Source organism: Mycolicibacterium monacense (assembly GCF_010731575.1).
Lineage (GTDB): Bacteria > Actinomycetota > Actinomycetes > Mycobacteriales > Mycobacteriaceae > Mycobacterium > Mycobacterium monacense.
Map to the genome: position 1 here is coordinate 5191794 of NZ_AP022617.1, position 17467 is coordinate 5209260.

The 17467-nt window shown below is 68.6% G+C and carries 19 protein-coding genes; 13 read left to right on the top strand and 6 right to left on the bottom strand.

Annotation, left to right across the window (positions count from 1 at the left end; all coding sequences use genetic code 11):
• Nucleotides 1-13: 13 nt before the first annotated feature.
• From G6N49_RS24855 to G6N49_RS24865, 3 genes are all read left to right on the top strand, one after another.
• Nucleotides 14-709, top strand: coding sequence for a histidine phosphatase family protein (locus tag G6N49_RS24855; RefSeq protein WP_011857458.1), 696 nt, complete (start codon nt 14-16; stop codon nt 707-709).
• A 99-nt stretch (nt 710-808) separates the two neighbouring features.
• On the top strand, nt 809-1078 hold the full coding sequence (locus G6N49_RS24860) for a hypothetical protein (RefSeq protein ID WP_011562515.1): 270 nt from the start codon (nt 809-811) through the stop codon (nt 1076-1078).
• 106 nt (nt 1079-1184) lie between these two features.
• The gene (locus G6N49_RS24865) at nt 1185-2078 is read left to right on the top strand and encodes a DMT family transporter (protein ID WP_041310357.1); all 894 of its coding nucleotides are present in this window, start codon (nt 1185-1187) and stop codon (nt 2076-2078) included.
• A 4-nt stretch (nt 2079-2082) separates the two neighbouring features.
• On the opposite strand, the gene G6N49_RS24870 is transcribed toward G6N49_RS24865, so the two are convergent.
• The gene (locus G6N49_RS24870) at nt 2083-3285 is read right to left on the bottom strand and encodes an MCE family protein (RefSeq protein ID WP_041925186.1); all 1203 of its coding nucleotides are present in this window, start codon (nt 3283-3285) and stop codon (nt 2083-2085) included.
• Nucleotides 3286-3528: 243 nt separating this feature from the next.
• Here G6N49_RS24870 and G6N49_RS24875 point away from each other — a divergent pair, with 243 nt between their 5' ends.
• On the top strand, nt 3529-4086 hold the full coding sequence (locus G6N49_RS24875; RefSeq protein ID WP_011562512.1) for a carboxymuconolactone decarboxylase family protein: 558 nt from the start codon (nt 3529-3531) through the stop codon (nt 4084-4086).
• Between the two features lie 3 nt (nt 4087-4089).
• Here G6N49_RS24875 and G6N49_RS24880 read toward each other — a convergent pair whose 3' ends face one another.
• Nucleotides 4090-6231, bottom strand: a complete 2142-nt coding sequence (locus G6N49_RS24880; RefSeq protein ID WP_011562511.1) for an elongation factor G-like protein EF-G2 — start codon at nt 6229-6231, stop codon at nt 4090-4092.
• Nucleotides 6232-6430: 199 nt separating this feature from the next.
• On the opposite strand from G6N49_RS24880, the gene G6N49_RS24885 reads away from it, so the two are divergent.
• Entirely contained in the window at nt 6431-7369 is a 939-nt protein-coding gene (locus G6N49_RS24885; RefSeq protein WP_011562510.1) for an alpha/beta hydrolase, read from the top strand.
• Here G6N49_RS24885 and G6N49_RS24890 read toward each other — a convergent pair.
• The gene (locus G6N49_RS24890) at nt 7330-7917 is read right to left on the bottom strand and encodes a TetR/AcrR family transcriptional regulator (RefSeq protein WP_011768412.1); all 588 of its coding nucleotides are present in this window, start codon (nt 7915-7917) and stop codon (nt 7330-7332) included. The two genes, G6N49_RS24885 and G6N49_RS24890, sit on opposite strands and share 40 nt — an antisense overlap.
• Nucleotides 7918-7960: 43 nt before the next feature.
• On the opposite strand from G6N49_RS24890, the gene G6N49_RS24895 reads away from it, so the two are divergent.
• Complete coding sequence (locus G6N49_RS24895; RefSeq protein WP_011857456.1) at nt 7961-9595, top strand: dihydroxyacetone kinase family protein; 1635 nt, start codon at nt 7961-7963, stop codon at nt 9593-9595.
• Between the two features lie 5 nt (nt 9596-9600).
• On the opposite strand, the gene G6N49_RS24900 is transcribed toward G6N49_RS24895, so the two are convergent.
• Nucleotides 9601-10035 (bottom strand): SRPBCC family protein, encoded by a 435-nt coding sequence (locus tag G6N49_RS24900; RefSeq protein ID WP_011562507.1) that lies wholly within the window; start codon nt 10033-10035, stop codon nt 9601-9603.
• A gap of 158 nt (nt 10036-10193) precedes the next feature.
• Here G6N49_RS24900 and G6N49_RS24905 point away from each other — a divergent pair, with 158 nt between their 5' ends.
• The 3 genes from G6N49_RS24905 to G6N49_RS24915 all read left to right on the top strand — a co-directional run bounded on the left by G6N49_RS24905 (nt 10194) and on the right by G6N49_RS24915 (nt 12268).
• Nucleotides 10194-10430, top strand: coding sequence for a hypothetical protein (locus G6N49_RS24905; RefSeq protein WP_225891808.1), 237 nt, complete (start codon nt 10194-10196; stop codon nt 10428-10430).
• 286 nt (nt 10431-10716) lie between these two features.
• Nucleotides 10717-11859 carry an LLM class flavin-dependent oxidoreductase gene (locus G6N49_RS24910; RefSeq protein ID WP_011857455.1) on the top strand — a complete coding sequence of 381 codons (1143 nt, stop codon included), beginning with the start codon at nt 10717-10719 and terminating at the stop codon, nt 11857-11859.
• Between the two features lie 181 nt (nt 11860-12040).
• Entirely contained in the window at nt 12041-12268 is a 228-nt protein-coding gene (locus tag G6N49_RS24915; protein WP_225891810.1) for a cupin domain-containing protein, read from the top strand.
• 57 nt (nt 12269-12325) lie between these two features.
• On the opposite strand, the gene G6N49_RS24920 is transcribed toward G6N49_RS24915, so the two are convergent.
• Nucleotides 12326-12733: a TIGR03668 family PPOX class F420-dependent oxidoreductase gene (locus G6N49_RS24920; RefSeq protein WP_011562504.1), complete on the bottom strand. Its 408-nt coding sequence runs from the start codon at nt 12731-12733 to the stop codon at nt 12326-12328.
• A 36-nt stretch (nt 12734-12769) separates the two neighbouring features.
• On the bottom strand, nt 12770-13450 hold the full coding sequence (locus tag G6N49_RS24925; RefSeq protein WP_011857453.1) for a hypothetical protein: 681 nt from the start codon (nt 13448-13450) through the stop codon (nt 12770-12772).
• 196 nt (nt 13451-13646) lie between these two features.
• Between G6N49_RS24925 and G6N49_RS24930 the strand changes: the two genes are divergently transcribed.
• From G6N49_RS24930 to G6N49_RS24945, 4 genes are read left to right on the top strand one after another with little or no spacing between them, the layout of a single operon-like run.
• Nucleotides 13647-14774: an ABC transporter substrate-binding protein gene (locus G6N49_RS24930; protein ID WP_011857452.1), complete on the top strand. Its 1128-nt coding sequence runs from the start codon at nt 13647-13649 to the stop codon at nt 14772-14774.
• Between the two features lie 8 nt (nt 14775-14782).
• Nucleotides 14783-15637 (top strand): ABC transporter permease, encoded by an 855-nt coding sequence (locus tag G6N49_RS24935; protein WP_011857451.1) that lies wholly within the window; start codon nt 14783-14785, stop codon nt 15635-15637.
• Nucleotides 15634-16410, top strand: a complete 777-nt coding sequence (locus G6N49_RS24940; RefSeq protein ID WP_011857450.1) for an ABC transporter permease — start codon at nt 15634-15636, stop codon at nt 16408-16410. Before G6N49_RS24935 ends, G6N49_RS24940 begins: the two co-directional genes overlap by 4 nt.
• Nucleotides 16407-17447, top strand: coding sequence for an ABC transporter ATP-binding protein (locus tag G6N49_RS24945; RefSeq protein WP_011562499.1), 1041 nt, complete (start codon nt 16407-16409; stop codon nt 17445-17447). The genes G6N49_RS24940 and G6N49_RS24945 overlap by 4 nt, the downstream gene beginning before the upstream one ends.
• The last annotated feature ends 20 nt before the right edge of the window (nt 17448-17467 follow it).

Here is a 17467-nt window from a genome sequence, read left to right on the forward strand (position 1 = left end):
CGACGATGACGCGGTGACAGGCATTCGGCGGCTGCTGGCCGCATCACTGCTCGCCGCCGCGGTCATCGCCGCGCCACCCGCCGCCGCGGGTGGTCCGGCCGAGATCACGTTGACGTTCGTGCGCCACGCCCAGTCCGAGGGCAACGCCTCGGGGTTGATCGACACCTCGACACCGGGACCGTCGATCACCGAACTGGGCCGCACCCAGGCCGCCGAGAGCGCCGCCGCACTGGCGGGCAACGACTACGACGGGGTCTACGCCTCGACGATGGTGCGCACACAGCAGACCGCCGCGCCGATGGCCGCCGCGCTCGCCGAACCCGTGGTCGTGCTCCCCGGCCTGCGGGAAGTCGAGGCCGGGCAGTTCGAAGGCAGGCCCGAGGCGTCGGCGGCCGACTACTTCGACGCGCCGGCGCAGTGGCTGAGCGGCGACCGCGCCGCCCGCATCCCCGGTTCGATCGACGGAAACGAGTTCGACGCCCGCTTCGACGCGTCCGTCCAACAGATCTACGACAGCGGGGACGTCAACGCCGTCGCCTACTCCCACGGCGCCGCGATCATGCTCTGGGTGACCATGAACGTCGACAACTCCCACCCCGAACTGCTCCGCGAGCACCCGCTGCCCAACACCGGCCGGGTCGTCGTCACCGGCAGCCCGACCGCCGGGTGGACGCTGATCGATTGGAACGGCACACCGCCGACGGTGTGACGCCCGTCACTGTCGCAGTGATCTGCGGCACAGCTCAACTTCCCGCCGGGCGACTCCGTCGTTAGTGTTGGGCAAGCGCTGACGATGGGGAGCAGGCACATGAGATACCGACTGATGCCGTACGTCACTCTCGAGGTCGACGACCGCCTGCGCCGCCGGGTCCGGTCCTTCGGCGAACACTTGCGGGTCACCGTGCGCGCCTACCTGCTGAGCGCGGCCGACGACGTCGACACGGCCGGCGAACGGGTCCGCGGGATGTGCGACAAGGCGGTCAACCGGGTGGACACCGTGGTCGCGTCGGTCAACGACAAGATCGCACCGTCCTCTTCGGAACCCGCCACACCGCAGTCCAGCCGCGAGGCCAGCTAGCGCCGGGGCGGTGACCCGCCGATAACGCCGAACTTGCGCACTCCCTCTACGGTGGTGGGTGCTGTCTGTCGTCAGCATCGGTCCGGTGTGCAAAGGGGTGTCCGGCTTGGTCGGCCATGGGTTCGCGGTGTTCTTCGCCTTGCTTGCGGCGATCTTCATGGCGATCGGCATCGTCGTCCGTCAGCGCGCCACCATGGACGTGCCGCCCGAGAAGGGCGTCAGCACGGTCATGCTGATGACGCTGCTGCGTCGGCCGGTGTGGTGGGCGGGCACCGGCGCCGCGGTCGCCGGATTCGTCTTTCAGGCACTCGCCCTCGGATACGGGTCTCTGCTCCTGGTGCAGCCGGTGCTGGTCTCCGCACTGCTGTTCGCCCTGCCGTTGAGCGCACGCCTCGCCGGTCGTCGCGTGACCCGGGGGGAGTGGCTGTGGGCGCTGTTGCTGACAGCCGCGCTGACCGTGTTCGTCGCGTTGGCCAAGTCCAGCGCCGGTGACTACGACATCCCGGTCGCGCTGACGGTGATCGTGGTCGCGGTCTGCCTGGGCGTCGTGCTGGCCTGCGTGCTGATCGCGATCCGCGCCACCAACTGGCGGCGGGCGGTGATGCTCGCGGCGGCGGTCGGGGTGTTGTTCGGATTGGTCGCGGTGCTGACCAAGATCGTCATGCACATGATCACCGAGGGCCACGTGCGCACCGCGTTGACCACCCCCGCCCTGTACCTGCTCGTACTGCTCGGCGTCGGGGCGACGCTGCTGCAGCAGTCGGCGTTCCACGCCGGGTCGCTGCAGACGTCGGTGCCGACGATGCTGGTGCTCGAACCCGTGATCGCCGTCGTCCTGGGCGCCATCGTCCTCAACGAGCACATGCAGATCAGCGGACTGGAACCGATCGCGCTGGCCGCCGCCGCAGCGGCCATGATCGCCGCGACGGTCGCGCTCGGCCGCGACGAGGGGGCCTACGAGGAGAAGCTGGAAGCCGAACTGGCCGAACGGGTGGGGTGACCCGTTACGGGTTGATGGTGTTCTCGCCGATCTGGCGGCCCCACACGTACTCGATGGCCAGCGGCTGGCCGAGCTCGAGGTGGTTGTAGGGGGCCAGGGACGCGCCGGTGTCGAGGACCAGATACGGCGCCGGCCACAGATCACGGGTGACCTTCTGCCAGCAGCCGGGACGGCCCTCCGGCCCACCCTTGGCGTTGACCCGCGGCAGGTTGTCCGGGTACACCCACGGGTTCGATGCGCCCTGCACGGTGTTGTGCAGGTTCACCGAGTAGCCGTTGCCTCCGTTGAACTCGGTGAAGGCCGGTTCGGCGTCATGCCAGTTGCGGATCATGCAGAACAGCGACGGGCTGTTGCGGTCGAGGGTCTCGGACACCGGGATGAGGTCGTTGGTGCCGCGCACGAAATAGGGTCCGCCGCGTTCGAGCACGTCGCCGCCGGTGTTGCCGAACCCGACCGCCGACATCAGAGCCTGGTCGAGGTTGGCGCGCTGTTCGTTGAGGGTGCGGGCGGTGGTCACGGCGTTGTCGAGACCGTCGAACAGGTCGGGGGCGGCGTCGCCGTAGACGTCGGCGAGATCGGCGAGCAGTTGAGTGTCCCGCCGGATCTGCGGCATCTGCGGGTTGAGGTCGGCCAGGATCGTGTTGCCGTCGATGAGGGACTGCCCGAAGCGGTCACCGAGACCGTCGAGGGCCTCGGCCGTCGCGGTCAACGTCTGGTTCAGCTTGATCGGATCGACCTGCTCGGCCACCGACACGATGGTCTCGAACAGGGTGTTGAACTCCGTTGACACCGAGTCGACGCGGATCACATCACTGCTCGAGATGCGCTGGGGGACCGGGTTCTCCGGCGACGAGAAGGATATGTACTTGTTGCCGAACACCGTGGTGGCCCGGATCGCGACCTCCGCGTTGGCGGGGATGAGGTCGACGTACTCGGGGCGTAGGGCGAGGGCGAGTTCGGCGGCGGGCCTACCGTCGTCGTCGATCTCCTCGACGGTGTCCACCTGACCGATCTGAACCCCGTTGAAGGTGACCTTGGCGCCCGGATCCATCGAGAGGCCGGACCGCTCGGCGATCATCCGCAGCTTCACCTCAGGGGTGAACGCACCGCGGAACTGCATCCACACCAGCGTCAGGATCAGGACGACCACCAGCACGGTGACCAGGAAGGCCGTCTTCAGCGGCGGGTCGAACCGCCACCGCGTCACCCGGCGTTGCCACGCCGAACCCGACGCAGCCCCCGACCCTGCCACCGTGAACCACCTTCCCCGACCGTGTTCGCCGGCCAACAGTCAAAGTCATCTAACTATTCCAACTGGCGCGCTGTGGCGCAAGTCGGGAGACGTCGGCTGCGGCGCAGATCACCTTGCCAGCAAAGTGGCGAGTATGTCGTGTAATGCTGCATGCTCTGACCCCGTGAGATACGGCAGCCCTGGAAAGGACCTGAACCCGTGAAGTTGACGCCGCTGCCCGAAGAGGAATGGGACGACCGTACCCGCGCGGCCCTCGAGAGTGTGGCGCCGCCGGAACGCCGCGATCCCGCATCGGTGGGGAACGCGTTGGCGACGCTGGCGCGGCACCCGGATCTCACGGCGCGGTTCCTGCCGTTCAGCACCTACCTGACCGAGCAGTCGACGCTGCCGGCGCGGCTGCGTGAGCTGGTGATCCTGCGCGTCGCCCACCACCACGGCTGCGCCTACCAGTGGGTGCACCACAGCGCGATCGGCAGGGCCGCCGGGCTGACGGACGCCGACGTGGAAGCCGCCCGCACCGGGGCCCCCGCCGATGCGTTCGACCGGTTGGTGCTCACCGCCGTCGACGAGCTGCACCACGGTTCGCAGATCAGTGCGCCGACGTGGGAGGCGCTCGGCGACCGGCTCGACGAGCGGGCCCGCATGGATCTCATCTTCACCGCCGGCGGCTACGGGGTGATGGCCACGGCGCTCAACACCTTCGGTGTGGAGCCCGAACCATGGGCGGGCCGGCCGGAGTTCTACGAGGCGGACTGACCGTCAGCTCGCCGCGCGCACCTTGGCGGCCGCGTTCTCCGGCATCGGCTCGTAGCGGGCGAAGGACCGGTGGAACACGCCGGCGCCGTGGGCCAGTGAGCGCAGATCCACCGCGTACCGGGTCAGCTCGACCTGGGGGACCTCGGCGCGCACCACCGTCCGGTCCGCACCGGCCTGTTCGGTGCCCAGTACCCGGCCGCGGCGGCCGGACAGGTCACCCATCACCGTGCCCACCAGATCGTCGGGCACCGTGATGGTCACCGCGTCCACGGGTTCGAGCAGGTTCACGGTGGTCGCCGCGGCAGCCTCGCGCAGTGCGAGCGCACCGGCCATCTGGAACGCATAGTCCGACGAATCCACGCTGTGCGCCTTACCGTCGACCAGCGTCACCCGGATGTCGACCACCGGATAACCGGGCCCGACACCCTTGTCCATCTGCGCGCGCACACCCTTCTCGACGCTCGGGATGAACTGCCGGGGAACGGCCCCGCCGACGACCTTGTCGACGAACTCGAACCCGGCGCCTTCGGGCAGGGGTTCGACCTCGATGTCGCACACCGCGTACTGCCCGTGTCCGCCGGACTGTTTCACGTGCCTGCCGTGGCCTTTGGCGCTGCCGCCGAACGTCTCACGCAGCGGGATGCGCAGTTCGATGACGTCGACGGTCACGCCGTAGCGCCGCGACAGCGCGTCGAGGACGACGGCGGCGTGCGCCTCACCCATGCACCACAGCACGATCTGGTGTGTCTGCGGATTCTGTTCGATGCGCAGGGTCGGATCTTCGGCGGCCAGGCGTGTCAACCCGACCGACAGCTTGTCCTCATCGGTCTTCGCGCGGGGCTGCACGGCGATCGGGAGCAGCGGTTCGGGCATCGTCCACGGTTTGAGCACCAGCGGATCGTCCTTGCCGGACAACGTGTCCCCGGTCTCGGCGCGGGTCAGCCTGCCGATCGCGCAGATGTCGCCGGCCACCACCGACGGGGCCGGCCGCTGCTGTCGGCCCAGCGGGAAGGACAGGGTGCCGATGCGCTCGTCCTCGTCATGGTCGGGGTGGCCGGATCCGGTCGCCGAATCCGCTGCGGCACCGAAGAACGACGAGAAATGGCCCGACACGTGCACGGTCATGTCGGGCCTGATCGTCCCCGAGAACACCCGGGTGAGGCTCACTCTGCCGACGTAGGGGTCCGATGTCGTCTTGACCACCTCGGCCAACAGTGGGCCCGCCGGATCGCACCCGGGGTTCGGCCGGGGAGCGCCCTGTGGGGTGAACACCTCGGGAAGCGGATGTTCCTTCGGAGAGGGGAAACCGCGGGTGGCCACCTCGAGCAGTTCCATCGTGCCCACCCCGCTGCTGCTGCAGACCGGGATCACCGGGAAGAACGATCCGCGGGCCACCGCCTTCTCCAGATCGGCGATCAACAGGGCCTGGTCGATGTCCTCGCCGCCGAGGTAGCGCTCCATCAGGGATTCGTCCTCGGACTCCTCGATGATCCCCTCGATCAGGGAGCCGCGCAGTTCGGTGTACTCGTCGAGGTGCGGCGCGCCGGGGTCGTGAACGGTGCGGACGCCGTCGCGGTACTCGTAGTGCCTGCCGGTCAGCAGACCGATCACGCCGGCATCGGCCAGGAAGTACAGCGGAACGACCTTGTCGCCGAACGCCGTCCGCGCCGCGGCCAGCGCACCGGTGTAGTCGGCCCGGGCGTGGTCGAGTTTGGTGATCGCGACCGCGCGCGGCATGGACACCGCATCGCACTCCTGCCACAGCAGTTTCGTCGGTTCGTCGACACCCTCGTTGGCGGCGATCACGAACAGCGCGCAGTCGGCGGCACGCAGGCCGGCCCGCAGTTCCCCGACGAAGTCCGCATATCCCGGGGTGTCGATGAGGTTGATCTTCACGCCGTCGTGCAGCAACGGCGCGAGCGCCAGGCCGACCGAACGCTGCTGGGACACCTCGACCTCGTCGCTGTCGCAGACCGTCGTGCCCTCCGTGACCGCGCCGGCCCGCGTGAGGACACCCGCGGCGACCAGCAGAGATTCGACCAGGGTGGTCTTCCCGCCGCCCGACGGTCCGACCAGCGCGATGTTGCGGATGGCGTCGGGTGCGTCCGCGGTCGGCACCGTCTGCGGCGTAGTCCTGTCGGCCATGACTTCCCTCCTGCGTCCGGCCCGCGTCTCCACCCTGCTCCGATGTGACCTGCAACACAAGGGGTGGGTGAAACATGAGCAACCGTGGCGCGGGTCCGACAGGCCGTCGCACCGGCGCAGGTCAGCGGCTCTGCAATCGTCCGGATTACCGCGGAGAACGCGAGTTGTGCCGTATCGCAGCGGGTTTCAAGCTGGACGTATGAACCACGACGAATACGCGGCATACCTGCCCGCCCGGTGGCGGGCGCCGATCGAACCGGAGTCGACCTGGTGGACCTGGCGCGGCCGCCGCGTGCACATCGCCCGTGCGGTCCGCCCGGAGAGTCCCGTCCGGATGCTGGTGCTGCACGGCGGGGGCGGGCACGCCGGTGCGCTGTGGCCCCTGGCCGCGATGGCGGCCCGCCAGGGCGTCGACGTGTTCGTGCCCGACCTGCCGCTCTACGGCCGCACCGTCGAACCGCACCCGCGCGACGTGCGGTACGCCGACTGGGTGGACCTGCTGTGCGATCTGGTGCGAGCCGAACGCCGCCGCGACCCGCGGCCGCTGATCGTGTTCGGCGCGAGTATGGGTGGGCTGCTCGGCTACGAGGTGGCCGCCCGCACCGGTGAGGTCGCCCATGTGGTCGCGACGTGTCTGCTCGATCCGGCCGACCCCGCGGCACGTCGGGCCGCCGCCCGGGTACCCCTGGTCGGGGCCGTCGGGCCCGCGGTGCTGCGCGCGCTGGACCCGGTGGTGGGGCGCATCCGCGTGCCGCTGCGCCTCGTCGTGAACATGGCCGCGATGAGCGGTGACCGCGGGCTGGCGCGGCTGTGCGCCCGCGACCCGCGCGGGGGTGGCGTCTCGGTGCCGCTGGGCTTTCTGATCAGTTGGCTGAGGTTCGTCCATACCCGGCCCGAGCGGTTCGACGCGGCGCCCGTCACGCTGGTGCACCCGGCCGCCGACACGTGGACACCACCGGCGCTGAGCCTGAGTTTCCTTGAGCGCCTTCGGGTACCGACACGGGTGGTGATGCTGGCCAACTGCGGTCACTACCCGGTGGAGGAACCCGGGATCGGCCAGCTCGCGGCGGCGCTGCGCGAGGTCTGCGACGACGTGGCTCAGTCCGCGAGCAACCGGTCCACGAGCGCCACCAACTGAGCCGAGTCGGGCGTGCGGCGCGTCATCACCCGGTGCAGATGGGCGTCGACGGTGTGGACCAGCATCTGCGCGGTGGCCACCGGATCGTCGCCGCCGCGGCCGCAGCGGCGCAGGTGGTAGGCGACCTCGTCGATGATGCGGTCCTCGAAGTCCTGCACGGACGCCAGCTCGGCCGGGTGGCGCGGTGCCAGGCGGTGCATCAGACGATGCAGACCGGGACGGTCGCGGTGCAGGGCCACCACCTCGTCGAGGATGACACGCATCGTCTCGTCGAACGGCAGTTGCCGCGCGCGCAGTTCTGCGAACACCTCACCCAGATGCTCACGGGCCTGGCGGACATGACGTTCGGCCAGGGCGTACAACAGCGCCTGTTTGTTCGGGAAGTACTGGTAGACAGAGCCGATCGACACTCCGGCCCGCCCGGCGATCCGGTTGGTGGTGGTCTTCAGGCCTTCGCGGGCGAACATCTGCGCGGCGGCCTCCAGCACGACGTCCACGGTCTCGCGGGACCGGGACTGCCGGGGGCGTCTGCGGGGCGCATCGCTCATCGCCCTCACCATAGGTCGTCGCGGTCCACCTACAGTCGGGTTCATGCAGCGGTACTTCCTCGACTCGGCCGACTCCTTCCTGCCCGGCGCGCTACGCGGCTTCGTCGCGGCCAACCCGGAGGTGGTCTGGCACCGTGACCCCGGCTTCCTCGCGCGCCGGACGCCGACGCCGTCGGGACGGGTGGCGGTGATCTCGGGTGGCGGGTCGGGTCACGAGCCGATGCACTCCGGGCTGATCGGGACCGGGTTGCTCGACGCGGTGTGTCCGGGTCCGGTGTTCACCTCGCCGAACGCGCTGCAGATCGCCGGCGCGACGCGCCACGTCGACTCCGGTGCCGGTGTGCTGCACATCGTGAAGAACTACACCGGCGACGTGATGAACTTCCGCATCGCGCGAGACATCGTGCAGGACGAGGGAATCGAAACCGACGTGGTGGTGGTGGCCGACGACGTGGCGTCCCACTCCGAGGACGGCGGACCCGGGCGCCGCGGCACCGGCGCGACGATCATCGTCGAGAAGGTGTGCTGTGCCGCCGCCGAGGCGGGTGCGACCCTCGCCGAAGTCACCGCGCTCGGCCGGCGCGTCGCGGACCGCGCGCGCAGCATGTCGGTGGCGCTGGACCCGTGCACGGTGCCCGGATCGGATCAGCCGTCGTTCGACCTCGGGCCGGACGAGATGGAGCTCGGCATCGGCATCCACGGCGAATCCGGTACGGAGCGAACGCAATGGCGTCCCGCGGCGGAGATCGTGCGGATGCTGCTGGAGCGGATCCTCGGCTCCCTCGAAGCGCCGGCGGGCGAGCAGGTGATCGTGGTGGTCAACGGTCTCGGCAGCACCCATCCGCTGGAACTGAATCTGGTGTTCGGCCATGTGCTCGAACAATTGCGGGCCGCGGATGTGCGGGTGGTCCGCAGCCTGGTGGGCACGATGGTGACCGCACTCGACATGCGCGGGGCGTCGGTGACGGTGGCCCCGGTCGATGACGAGATGGTCCGGTTGTGGGATGCGCCGACCGATGCGCCGGCATGGCCGCGACTCGCCGCCTCGGAGCCGGGCGAGCTGACCGATGCCACGGTCGCCGAACCGGACAACGCCGTCGATTCGGGACCCGAATGTGCTTGGCTGTCAGTCTTCGTCGAGCGGGTGCAGGGCGCCGTCGACGAGCTGACCGCCCTCGACCGGCAGGTCGGTGACGGCGACTTCGGCGTCAACATGTCGGCGGCGCTCGGCGGTTTCGACCTACCGCTGCGGGGTTCCGACGCCGAGGTCCTCGACGCCATCGCGCGCAGCTTCTTCGTGCGGTCCGGCGGTACGTCTGGTGCGGTGTTCGGCACGCTGTTCCGCGAGCTGTCGAAGGCGTTCTCCGACACCGACGAATTCGGTGAGGCGTTGGCGGCGGGCACCCGGGACGGGCTGGAGTCGGTGGTCGATCTCGGCGGCGCCGAGGTGGGCGACCACACCGTGGTGGATGCGCTGCACCCGGCGAATGAGGCGCTACAGCAAGGTGTTTCGCTCGCCGAGGCGGCGCGGGCGGCGGCCGAGGGTGCGGAGTCGACGCGTGACCAGATCGCTCGCAAGGGGCGCGCAAGCTATGTCGGCGATGCGGCGCGCGGCGCGGTCGACCCTGGCGCGCTGGTGATCTCGTGGTTGTTCGAGGCGGCGGCCGACCGCCGATAAGACCGCTAACTCTCCAGAACGCGGGCGCAGCGGGCGAGTATCGCCTTGAAGTTCCAGGGGAGCAGACGGGCCGAGAGCGCCTCCATCGCCTTACCGCCGCCGTAGGCGGGATGGGAGTACGTGCTGGTCCAGCTGACGTGCGTGCCGTCGCCCGACGGGGTGAACGTGATGGTGCCGCCTTCGTGATCGAACGCCGGGACGGACCGAACGATCCGGTAGGAGTAGCTGTGTGGTGGGTCGTAGGCGGTGATCTCCTCTCGAAACCACATGCCGGCGGCGATCACTTGCCGCAGTGCGCCGACGCCCGGACCGGGGGATTCCCTGGTCCAGGCCGCCCTCAAGACAAGGGGGGCGGCGGTGAGGCTGGCCGGGTCCGCCAGCCAGGAGAACACCCGCTCCGGGGGTGCGCCGATGGTTCGCTCCACGTGGATGGTGACCATGAGGACTCCGAGTCTGCCGAGGCGGTGGGTACGACACTAACCGTGTTTCGTGGCCGAGCCGGTAGGGAACCCACGATGAGACGGGGGCCCGAGCCGCCCGGCTGCGAGCATGGTGCGGCACGGCGTGGAATGTGAACGGCGATACAAGGGGGCCAGGCATGAATTTGAAGAAGATCGCAGCGACGGCCACGATGACGGGTGCACTGGGCTTTGCGGCCATCGGACTGGGTGCCGGTGCAGCGCAGGCGGATCCGCACTGTTGGTGGGTTCCGAACACTCCGGGACCGGGTTGCCTCCCGCCGCCCGGACACCTGAACCAGGCCGGATTCGGGCCGCCCGGGCACTGGGATGTCTGGGGACACAAGATCAACCCCGGCAAGGTCAATCACTGGTAGGTCGCGCCTGCCACAACAACAGCCGTCCGGCTTTCGAGCAGGGCGGCTGTTTGTGTTGGGTCCGCGTTTCAGACCATCTCGGTCGATCCGCACGGTCGTTCGAAGCCTAGTTGGTGGCGACCGGCTGGCGGCCGTGGCGTAGTTGCTGGTGCGTCACACCTGGGAGTCGGCGGAGTCGGTGCGCTATCAGCGGTCCTTTCAGCGATTCGACTGTCCAATACGCTGCTCCGCCCGGTTGGTTTGCGAGACACTGAAGCTCTGACGCTTCTGCGGGGAAGGGCAGGCCATGACAGGTTTTCGTGTGGGCGTGGGGGACGGGATACCTGCGGCTCGCCCTGCAGCAGAGACGATGACCCGAGCCAACTACCTCGGGGCGGTCGCCAACCGTGTCGACTCGTTCTGGGTCCCCGACCACCTCAACCAACTGTTCCCGCGTTCGTTGTGGAAGCAGAAGTATTGTGGCGCAACCAAGCTGATACCACGGGTCGACGCCGTAATGGAACCATGGACCATGCTCGGGCACATCGCTGCCCGCAACCGGGCCGGTCGCCTGCGGCTTGGCGTGGCGGTGACGGATAGCGGTCGGCGCAACCCCGCGGTCACCGCACAGGCGGCCGCCACTCTTCACTTGCTCACTCGCGGAAGGGCGATCCTTGGCATTGGCCCCGGCGAACGTGAAGGTAACGAGCCCTACGGTGTTGACTGGTCCAAACCGGTCGCGCGTTTTGAGGAGGCGATGGCCACCATTCGCGCGCTATGGGATTCGGGCGGCGAGCTCGTCAACCGCGACTCTCCCTTCTTTCCGCTACGGAAAGCGATATTCGATTTGCCGCCGTATCGCGGGAAGTGGCCCGAAATCTGGATCGCCGCCCACGGACCGCGGATGCTGCGCGCCGCCGGGCGATACGCAGATGCATATTTTCCAAGTTTCGCTCACCTGCCCACGGAGTACGCACAACGGCTTGACAGCGTCCGGTCAGCCGCTTCCGACGTCGGTCGCGATCCGATGGCCATTCTCCCAGCGGTGCAGATGTTTGTAGTCACGGGGAGCACCCGGGACGACGTGGACGAGGCGCTTGATTCCGAATTACTCCGCGCGTTCGGGCTCAATGCTTCTGATGACGTTTTCACCCGCCACGGTGGGCGGCACCCAATGGGCGCGGGCTTCTCTGGTGCTCAGGATCTGCTCCCGCACGACATGGACGAACAAACGGCCTTGTCGCACGTGGCTGTGATTCCGCCGGGGGTGACACGGGAGTTTCTGCTGAACGGAACCTCCGACGAGGTCATTCAGCAAGCCGCGCAGTGGCGTGATTGCGTCCGCTACATGGTGTTGGTTAACGTGAGCTTCCTGCAGCGCAACCTGCGCAAGGGGCTGATGTCGGTAAAGCCGTTCAACAAGATCGTCCGTGAGCTCAAGAAACTCTAACCATCTCCCGCTCTGCACAGTGTTCTTCAGAATTTCGACGCCACCATTCGTTCGCGACATCTTGGCGGGACAACCAATTGCCCAACGGCATATGAACTCAATGGCGTGCGCGGCCGCAACAAGGGAAGACGTCAGGGGAGCACTCCATCACGGCGCGGGAACCGATCTGCGGCCGGCCCTGGTGGGACTCGACGACGATCTCTGTCAGTGCCCTCATTGGGGTTACATGCTCAGCGGTCAACTGCGTATGCACGCCCGGGAAGGACAGCATGTCTATACCGCCGGGGACGCGTTCTACTGGGCCGCGGGGCACGCGCCCGAGGCGATCACGGATTGCGAGTACGTCGATTTCTCTCCCACCGAAAGCATCAAGACAGTGCTCGATCACATCACGGGCGCAGGCGGCTGACATTCCGTGAAGTGGCCGTGGGCCAGTCGCTTTCATCCACCCTTCTGAAGGGGGTGCTCAGGCCTGCCACGATGACCAGCGCCGCACCTCGACGGTGACGACCGGTCCGTCGAGGGCGAGACGTTCGTACTGCGGGTACTTCTGCCGCAGCATGGCGTACCCGGCCGCCATCTCGTCGCCGCTGTGGTGCACGGCGGCCACCCCGTCGGCCCGCACCCACCACAGCTGACCCCAGTCGTCGGAGTAGTGGTCGACGATCAGGCAAACCCGCGGATCGGCTTCGATGTTGGCCAGCCGACGCAACCGCTGGGTCGACTTCCGCTTGGCGTCCACCGCCGTGTACACCGTCTCGCGGTGCACGGCGAACACCACCGGCACGAGATGCGGCGCACCGTCGGGGTTGACCGTCGCCAGCGTCGCCGCGGGGGCCGCGGCGAACATCTCGACCGCGTCGAATTCGGCCATACCGCCACCCTATTGGCGGATTGTCCGGCGTGTGGGTCAATCAGGCTCGCGCGGATTGTTCGGTTTCCGGATGGCGGGGTTCTTGGTCACCCCGATCTCGGGCTTCTTCGTCTGGCTCGGCCGCTGCGTCGGCCGCCACGTCGGTCCGGTGTTGACCGGGGCCTCCGCCGACGGCGGCGGTGGTGGTGGCGGGGGAGGAGGCGGCGGTGGCGGTGGCGGAGGTTCGCTCGTGCGTGATGGCGACGGCGACGGCGCCACCGTCGACGACGGCGTGGGCGCGACCGTCGACTCCTCGTCGCTGTCCGCGCCGCCGAGGCCACCGAGGATCAGCAGCACCGCGGACACCACGAGCGCGATCGCGGCCAGCGCGACGATCATGAGCGCCGTCACCGCCTGCCGCGTCCGGTACCACGGCGGGGGCGGTGGGCGGAACGTCCACGTGTTGGCGTTGAACGCGTCGAAACGGTCGTCGGGCAGCGGTGCGGTGTACTCGGGTTCGCTGAATTCCGGTTCCGTGTACTCCGGTTCGGTGTAGTCCGGTTCGGTGTAGTCCGGTGCGGTGTCGTCCGGTGCGGCGGCGTACTCCGCGACGGTCGGCTGGTAGACATCGTCGTAATCCGGTTCGGCCGCGGGGCCATGTTCGGCGCGCGCGCCGCCGACATGGGGCGGTTCATCCCAGCGGTAGTCGAAGTCCCCCGGGGCTTCGCGTTCGGCCACGCTCCGATGCTATCCCCGCGACCAGCACAAATGCGCGGGCACGGGCATCGTCATCCTGATCTTGATCAACGCCGGCGCGTTACCCGCCTGGTCACGGTAGGGTTCTCACGCCCCGTTCGGATTCGTTCACCGCGGTGACCGGGGGCGGTAACCACCGTGTCACCGCGGCGCTTCCTGACCATCGGAAGGTTCGGCAATGACCACTTCACGGCTGCTGGCAGCCTGCACATCCGCGCTTCTGCTCTCCGGTCTGGTGGCCTGCGCCCCGCCGGAGAAGGAGTCGGGCGGCGGCGAGACCGATTCCGGCGTCCAGGTCGGCGAGGCCACCTCGGCGGCCGACTTCGGCGGCATGGACAAGCTGGTCGAGGCGGCCAAGGCCGAAGGCGAACTCAACGTCATCGCGCTGCCCCCGGACTGGGCCAACTACGGCACGATCATCGACACGTTCTCGAAGAAGTACGGCATCAAGGTGAACTCCGCGCAGCCGGACGCCGCCAGCCAGGACGAGATCAACGCCGCCAACCAGCAGCGCGGTAAGTCCACCGCGCCCGACGTGTTCGACCTCGGCCAGTCCGTGGCGCTGGCCAACACCGGCATGTTCGCGCCGTACCAGGTCGAGACGTTCGACGACATTCCGGCCGAGTTCAAGGATCCCGACGGCACCTGGGTCAACGACTACGGCGGCTACATGTCCATCGGCTACGACTCCGCCAAGGTGCCGCCGATCGCCAACGTCGACGATCTGCTCAAGCCCGAGTACCGCGGCAAGGTCGCGCTCAACGGCGACCCGACGCAGGCCGGCGCCGCCTTCTCCGGCGTGATGATGGTGGCGCTGAGCCAGGGCGGTTCCGCCGACGACATCGCCCCGGGCGTCGAGTTCTTCCGCAAGCTCAAGGACGCCGGCAACTTCCTGCCCGTCGACCCGACCCCGGCCACCATCGAATCCGGTCAGACCCCGGTCGTCATCGACTGGGACTACCTCAACGCCGCGGAGACCAAGAAGCTGCCGAGCTGGAAGGTGGTCGTGCCGCCCGGGCAGGCCGTCGCCGGCTACTACTACCAGGCCATCAACAAGGACGCCCCGCATCCGGCCGCCGCGCGCCTGTGGCAGGAGTTCCTCTACAGCGACGAGGGGCAGAACCTCTACCTCGGCGGCGGGGCACGCCCCGTACGGGCCGAACCGATGCAGCAGGCCGGCACGATCGACAAGGCGGCGTGGGATGCCCTGCCGCCGGTGAGCGGTGAGCCCGTCATCGTCTCGGTGGAGCAGAACAAGAAGGCCACCGATTACCTGGCCGGCAACTGGGCCAGCGCGATCGGCTGACGGGCACCGTGAGCACCCTGGGCCGACGGCTGCGCGACGGGGTGCCGCTGCTGCCGTTCTTCGCCGTCCTGACGATCTTCCTGCTGATCCCGACGGTGACGGTGGTGGTGAACGCCTTCGTCGCCGACGGCGCCTTCTCCCTGGACCGCATCGAGGCGTTGTTCTCCGCGACCGCGCTGTCGGCGTTGTGGAAGAGCGTGCTGCTCTCCGGCAGCACCGCGCTGATCGGAGCGGTCCTCGGCGCGCTGTTGTCCTGGCTGATAGTGAGCAGCCCGCCGGAGTCGATGGTGCGCCGCGCGGTGCTCGCGCTGTGCAGCGTCCTCGCCCAATTCGGGGGTGTCGCACTGGCATTCGCGTTCCTGGCGACCGTCGGCCTCAACGGGGTGCTGACGCTGTGGATCCAGCAGGCACTGGGCTGGAACCTCGCCGGATCGGGCTGGCTCTACAGCCTGTCCGGGCTCATCCTGGTGTACACCTACTTCCAGATACCGCTGATGGTCATCGTGTTCGTCCCCGCGCTGGAGGGACTGCGCGAACAGTGGCGGGAGGCGGCGGTCAACCTGGGCGCCTCGACCTGGCAGTACTGGCGCGAGGTCGGCTTCCCGCTGCTGACGCCGGCGTTCCTCGGATCGCTTCTGCTGTTGTTCGCCAACGCCTTCGCCGCATACGCGACGGCCGCGGCGCTGGTCAGCCAGGGCAGCCCGATCGTGCCGCTGCTGATCCGCTCCGCGCTGACCAGTGAGGTGGTGCTCGGCCAGTCCGGCTTCGCCTACGCGCTCGCGCTGGAGATGATCGTCGTGGTGGCCTTGGTGATGGTCGCCTACAACGCGCTGGTGCGCCGCACCGCGAGGTGGCTCCAGTGAAAAAGGTTGTGCGCGTAGTCCTGTGGCTGGTTTTCGCGCTGTTCTTCCTGTTCCCGCTCTACGCGATGGCCGATTTCTCGACCCGCGACCTGATCAACGGCGGCCGCACCCTGCAGGCGTGGCAGAACCTCGTCGCCGACCGGGCGCTGTACCAGGCCATCATCATCTCCCTGCTGCTCGCGGTGTTCACGGTGATCGCGATGCTCGCCGTGCTGGTACCGACGATGATCTGGGTGCGGCTGCGGGCGCCGTGGGCGCGGCGGCCCGTCGAATTCCTGTGCCTGCTGCCGCTGACCATCCCGGCACTGGTGATCGTCGTCGGGTTGAAGAACGTCTACCTGTGGGTGACGTACTTCCTCGGGGAATCCGCTCTCACACTGACATTCGTCTACGTCGTGCTGGTGCTGCCGTTCGCCTACCGCTCGATCGACGCGGCGCTGTCCGCCATCGACCTGCAGACGCTCTCGGAGGCGGCCCGTTCGCTGGGCGCCGGGTGGACCGCGACGATCCTGCGGGTGGTGGTGCCCAACATCTGGTCGGGCATCCTGTCGGCGGCGTTCATCTCGATCGCCGTCGTCCTCGGTGAGTACACCATCGCGTCGCTGAGCGGTTTCCAGACGCTGCAGGTGCAGATCGTCGCACTCGGCAAGACCGACGGACCGACCTCGGTCGCGGCGTCGCTGGCCGTGCTGCTGTTCGGATTCGGTCTGCTGCTGGTGCTTTCGCTCGTCACCCGCGGCCGCCGTCGCCCCGCCACGCTAGGAGCCGCATGACCGCCGGAGTCGCCGTCGAACTCAACGACCTGACCCGGGTCTACGGAACGGTTCATGCGCTCGACGGGCTGACCCTGCACATGCAGCCCGGCGAACTCGTCGCACTGCTCGGCCCCTCCGGGTGCGGGAAGACCACCGCGCTGCGCATCCTCGCCGGCCTCGACGAGGCCACGTCGGGTTCGGTGTCGGTCGACGGTCGCGACGTCAGCCGCGTGCCCGCCAACAAACGCGATATGGGCATGGTGTTCCAGGCCTACAGCCTCTTCCCGCACCTGACCGTGCTCGACAACGTCGCGTTCGGCCTCAAGATGCGCGGAAAAGCCAAGGCGGACCGGCTGTCTCGCGCCGCCGACATGCTCGACCTGGTCGGTCTGTCGGCGCACAAGCACAAGTACGCCAACGAACTGTCCGGCGGTCAGCAGCAGCGGGTGGCGCTGGCGCGCGCCCTGGCCGTCCAGCCGCGCGTCCTGCTGCTCGACGAACCGCTCTCCGCGCTGGACGCGAAGGTCCGCGCACAGTTGCGCGACGAGATCCGGCGTGTCCAGCTCGAAGTGGGGACCACGACGCTGTTCGTCACCCACGACCAGGAGGAGGCGCTGGCGGTCGCCGACCGGGTCGGCGTGATGAACCAGGGCCGCCTCGAACAGCTCGCCGCCCCCGCCGAGCTGTACGCGCACCCCGCGACGCCGTTCGTCGCGCAGTTCGTCGGGCTCAACAACGAGGTGCCGGCCACGGTGAGCGCGGGCAGCGCGCGGCTGCTCGGCACCGAGGTGCCCGTGCTCGACGGATCCGCCACCGGCGGCGACGGGGTGGCGCTGGTGCGGCCCGAATCGGTCACCGTCACCACCGGCGGCGCCCCGAACGCGACGGTCACATCGGTGGCGTTCCTCGGGTCGATCTCACGGGTGTACTGCACCCTGTCCGACGGCACCGTGCTGTCCGCGCAGTTGCCCAGCTCGCAGGCGACGAAATTCACCAGCGGCGACGCCGTCACCGTGGGCGTCGAACCCACCGCGGTGCTCGTCGTATCGCGTTGACTTTGCGCTGAGGGCGCGAA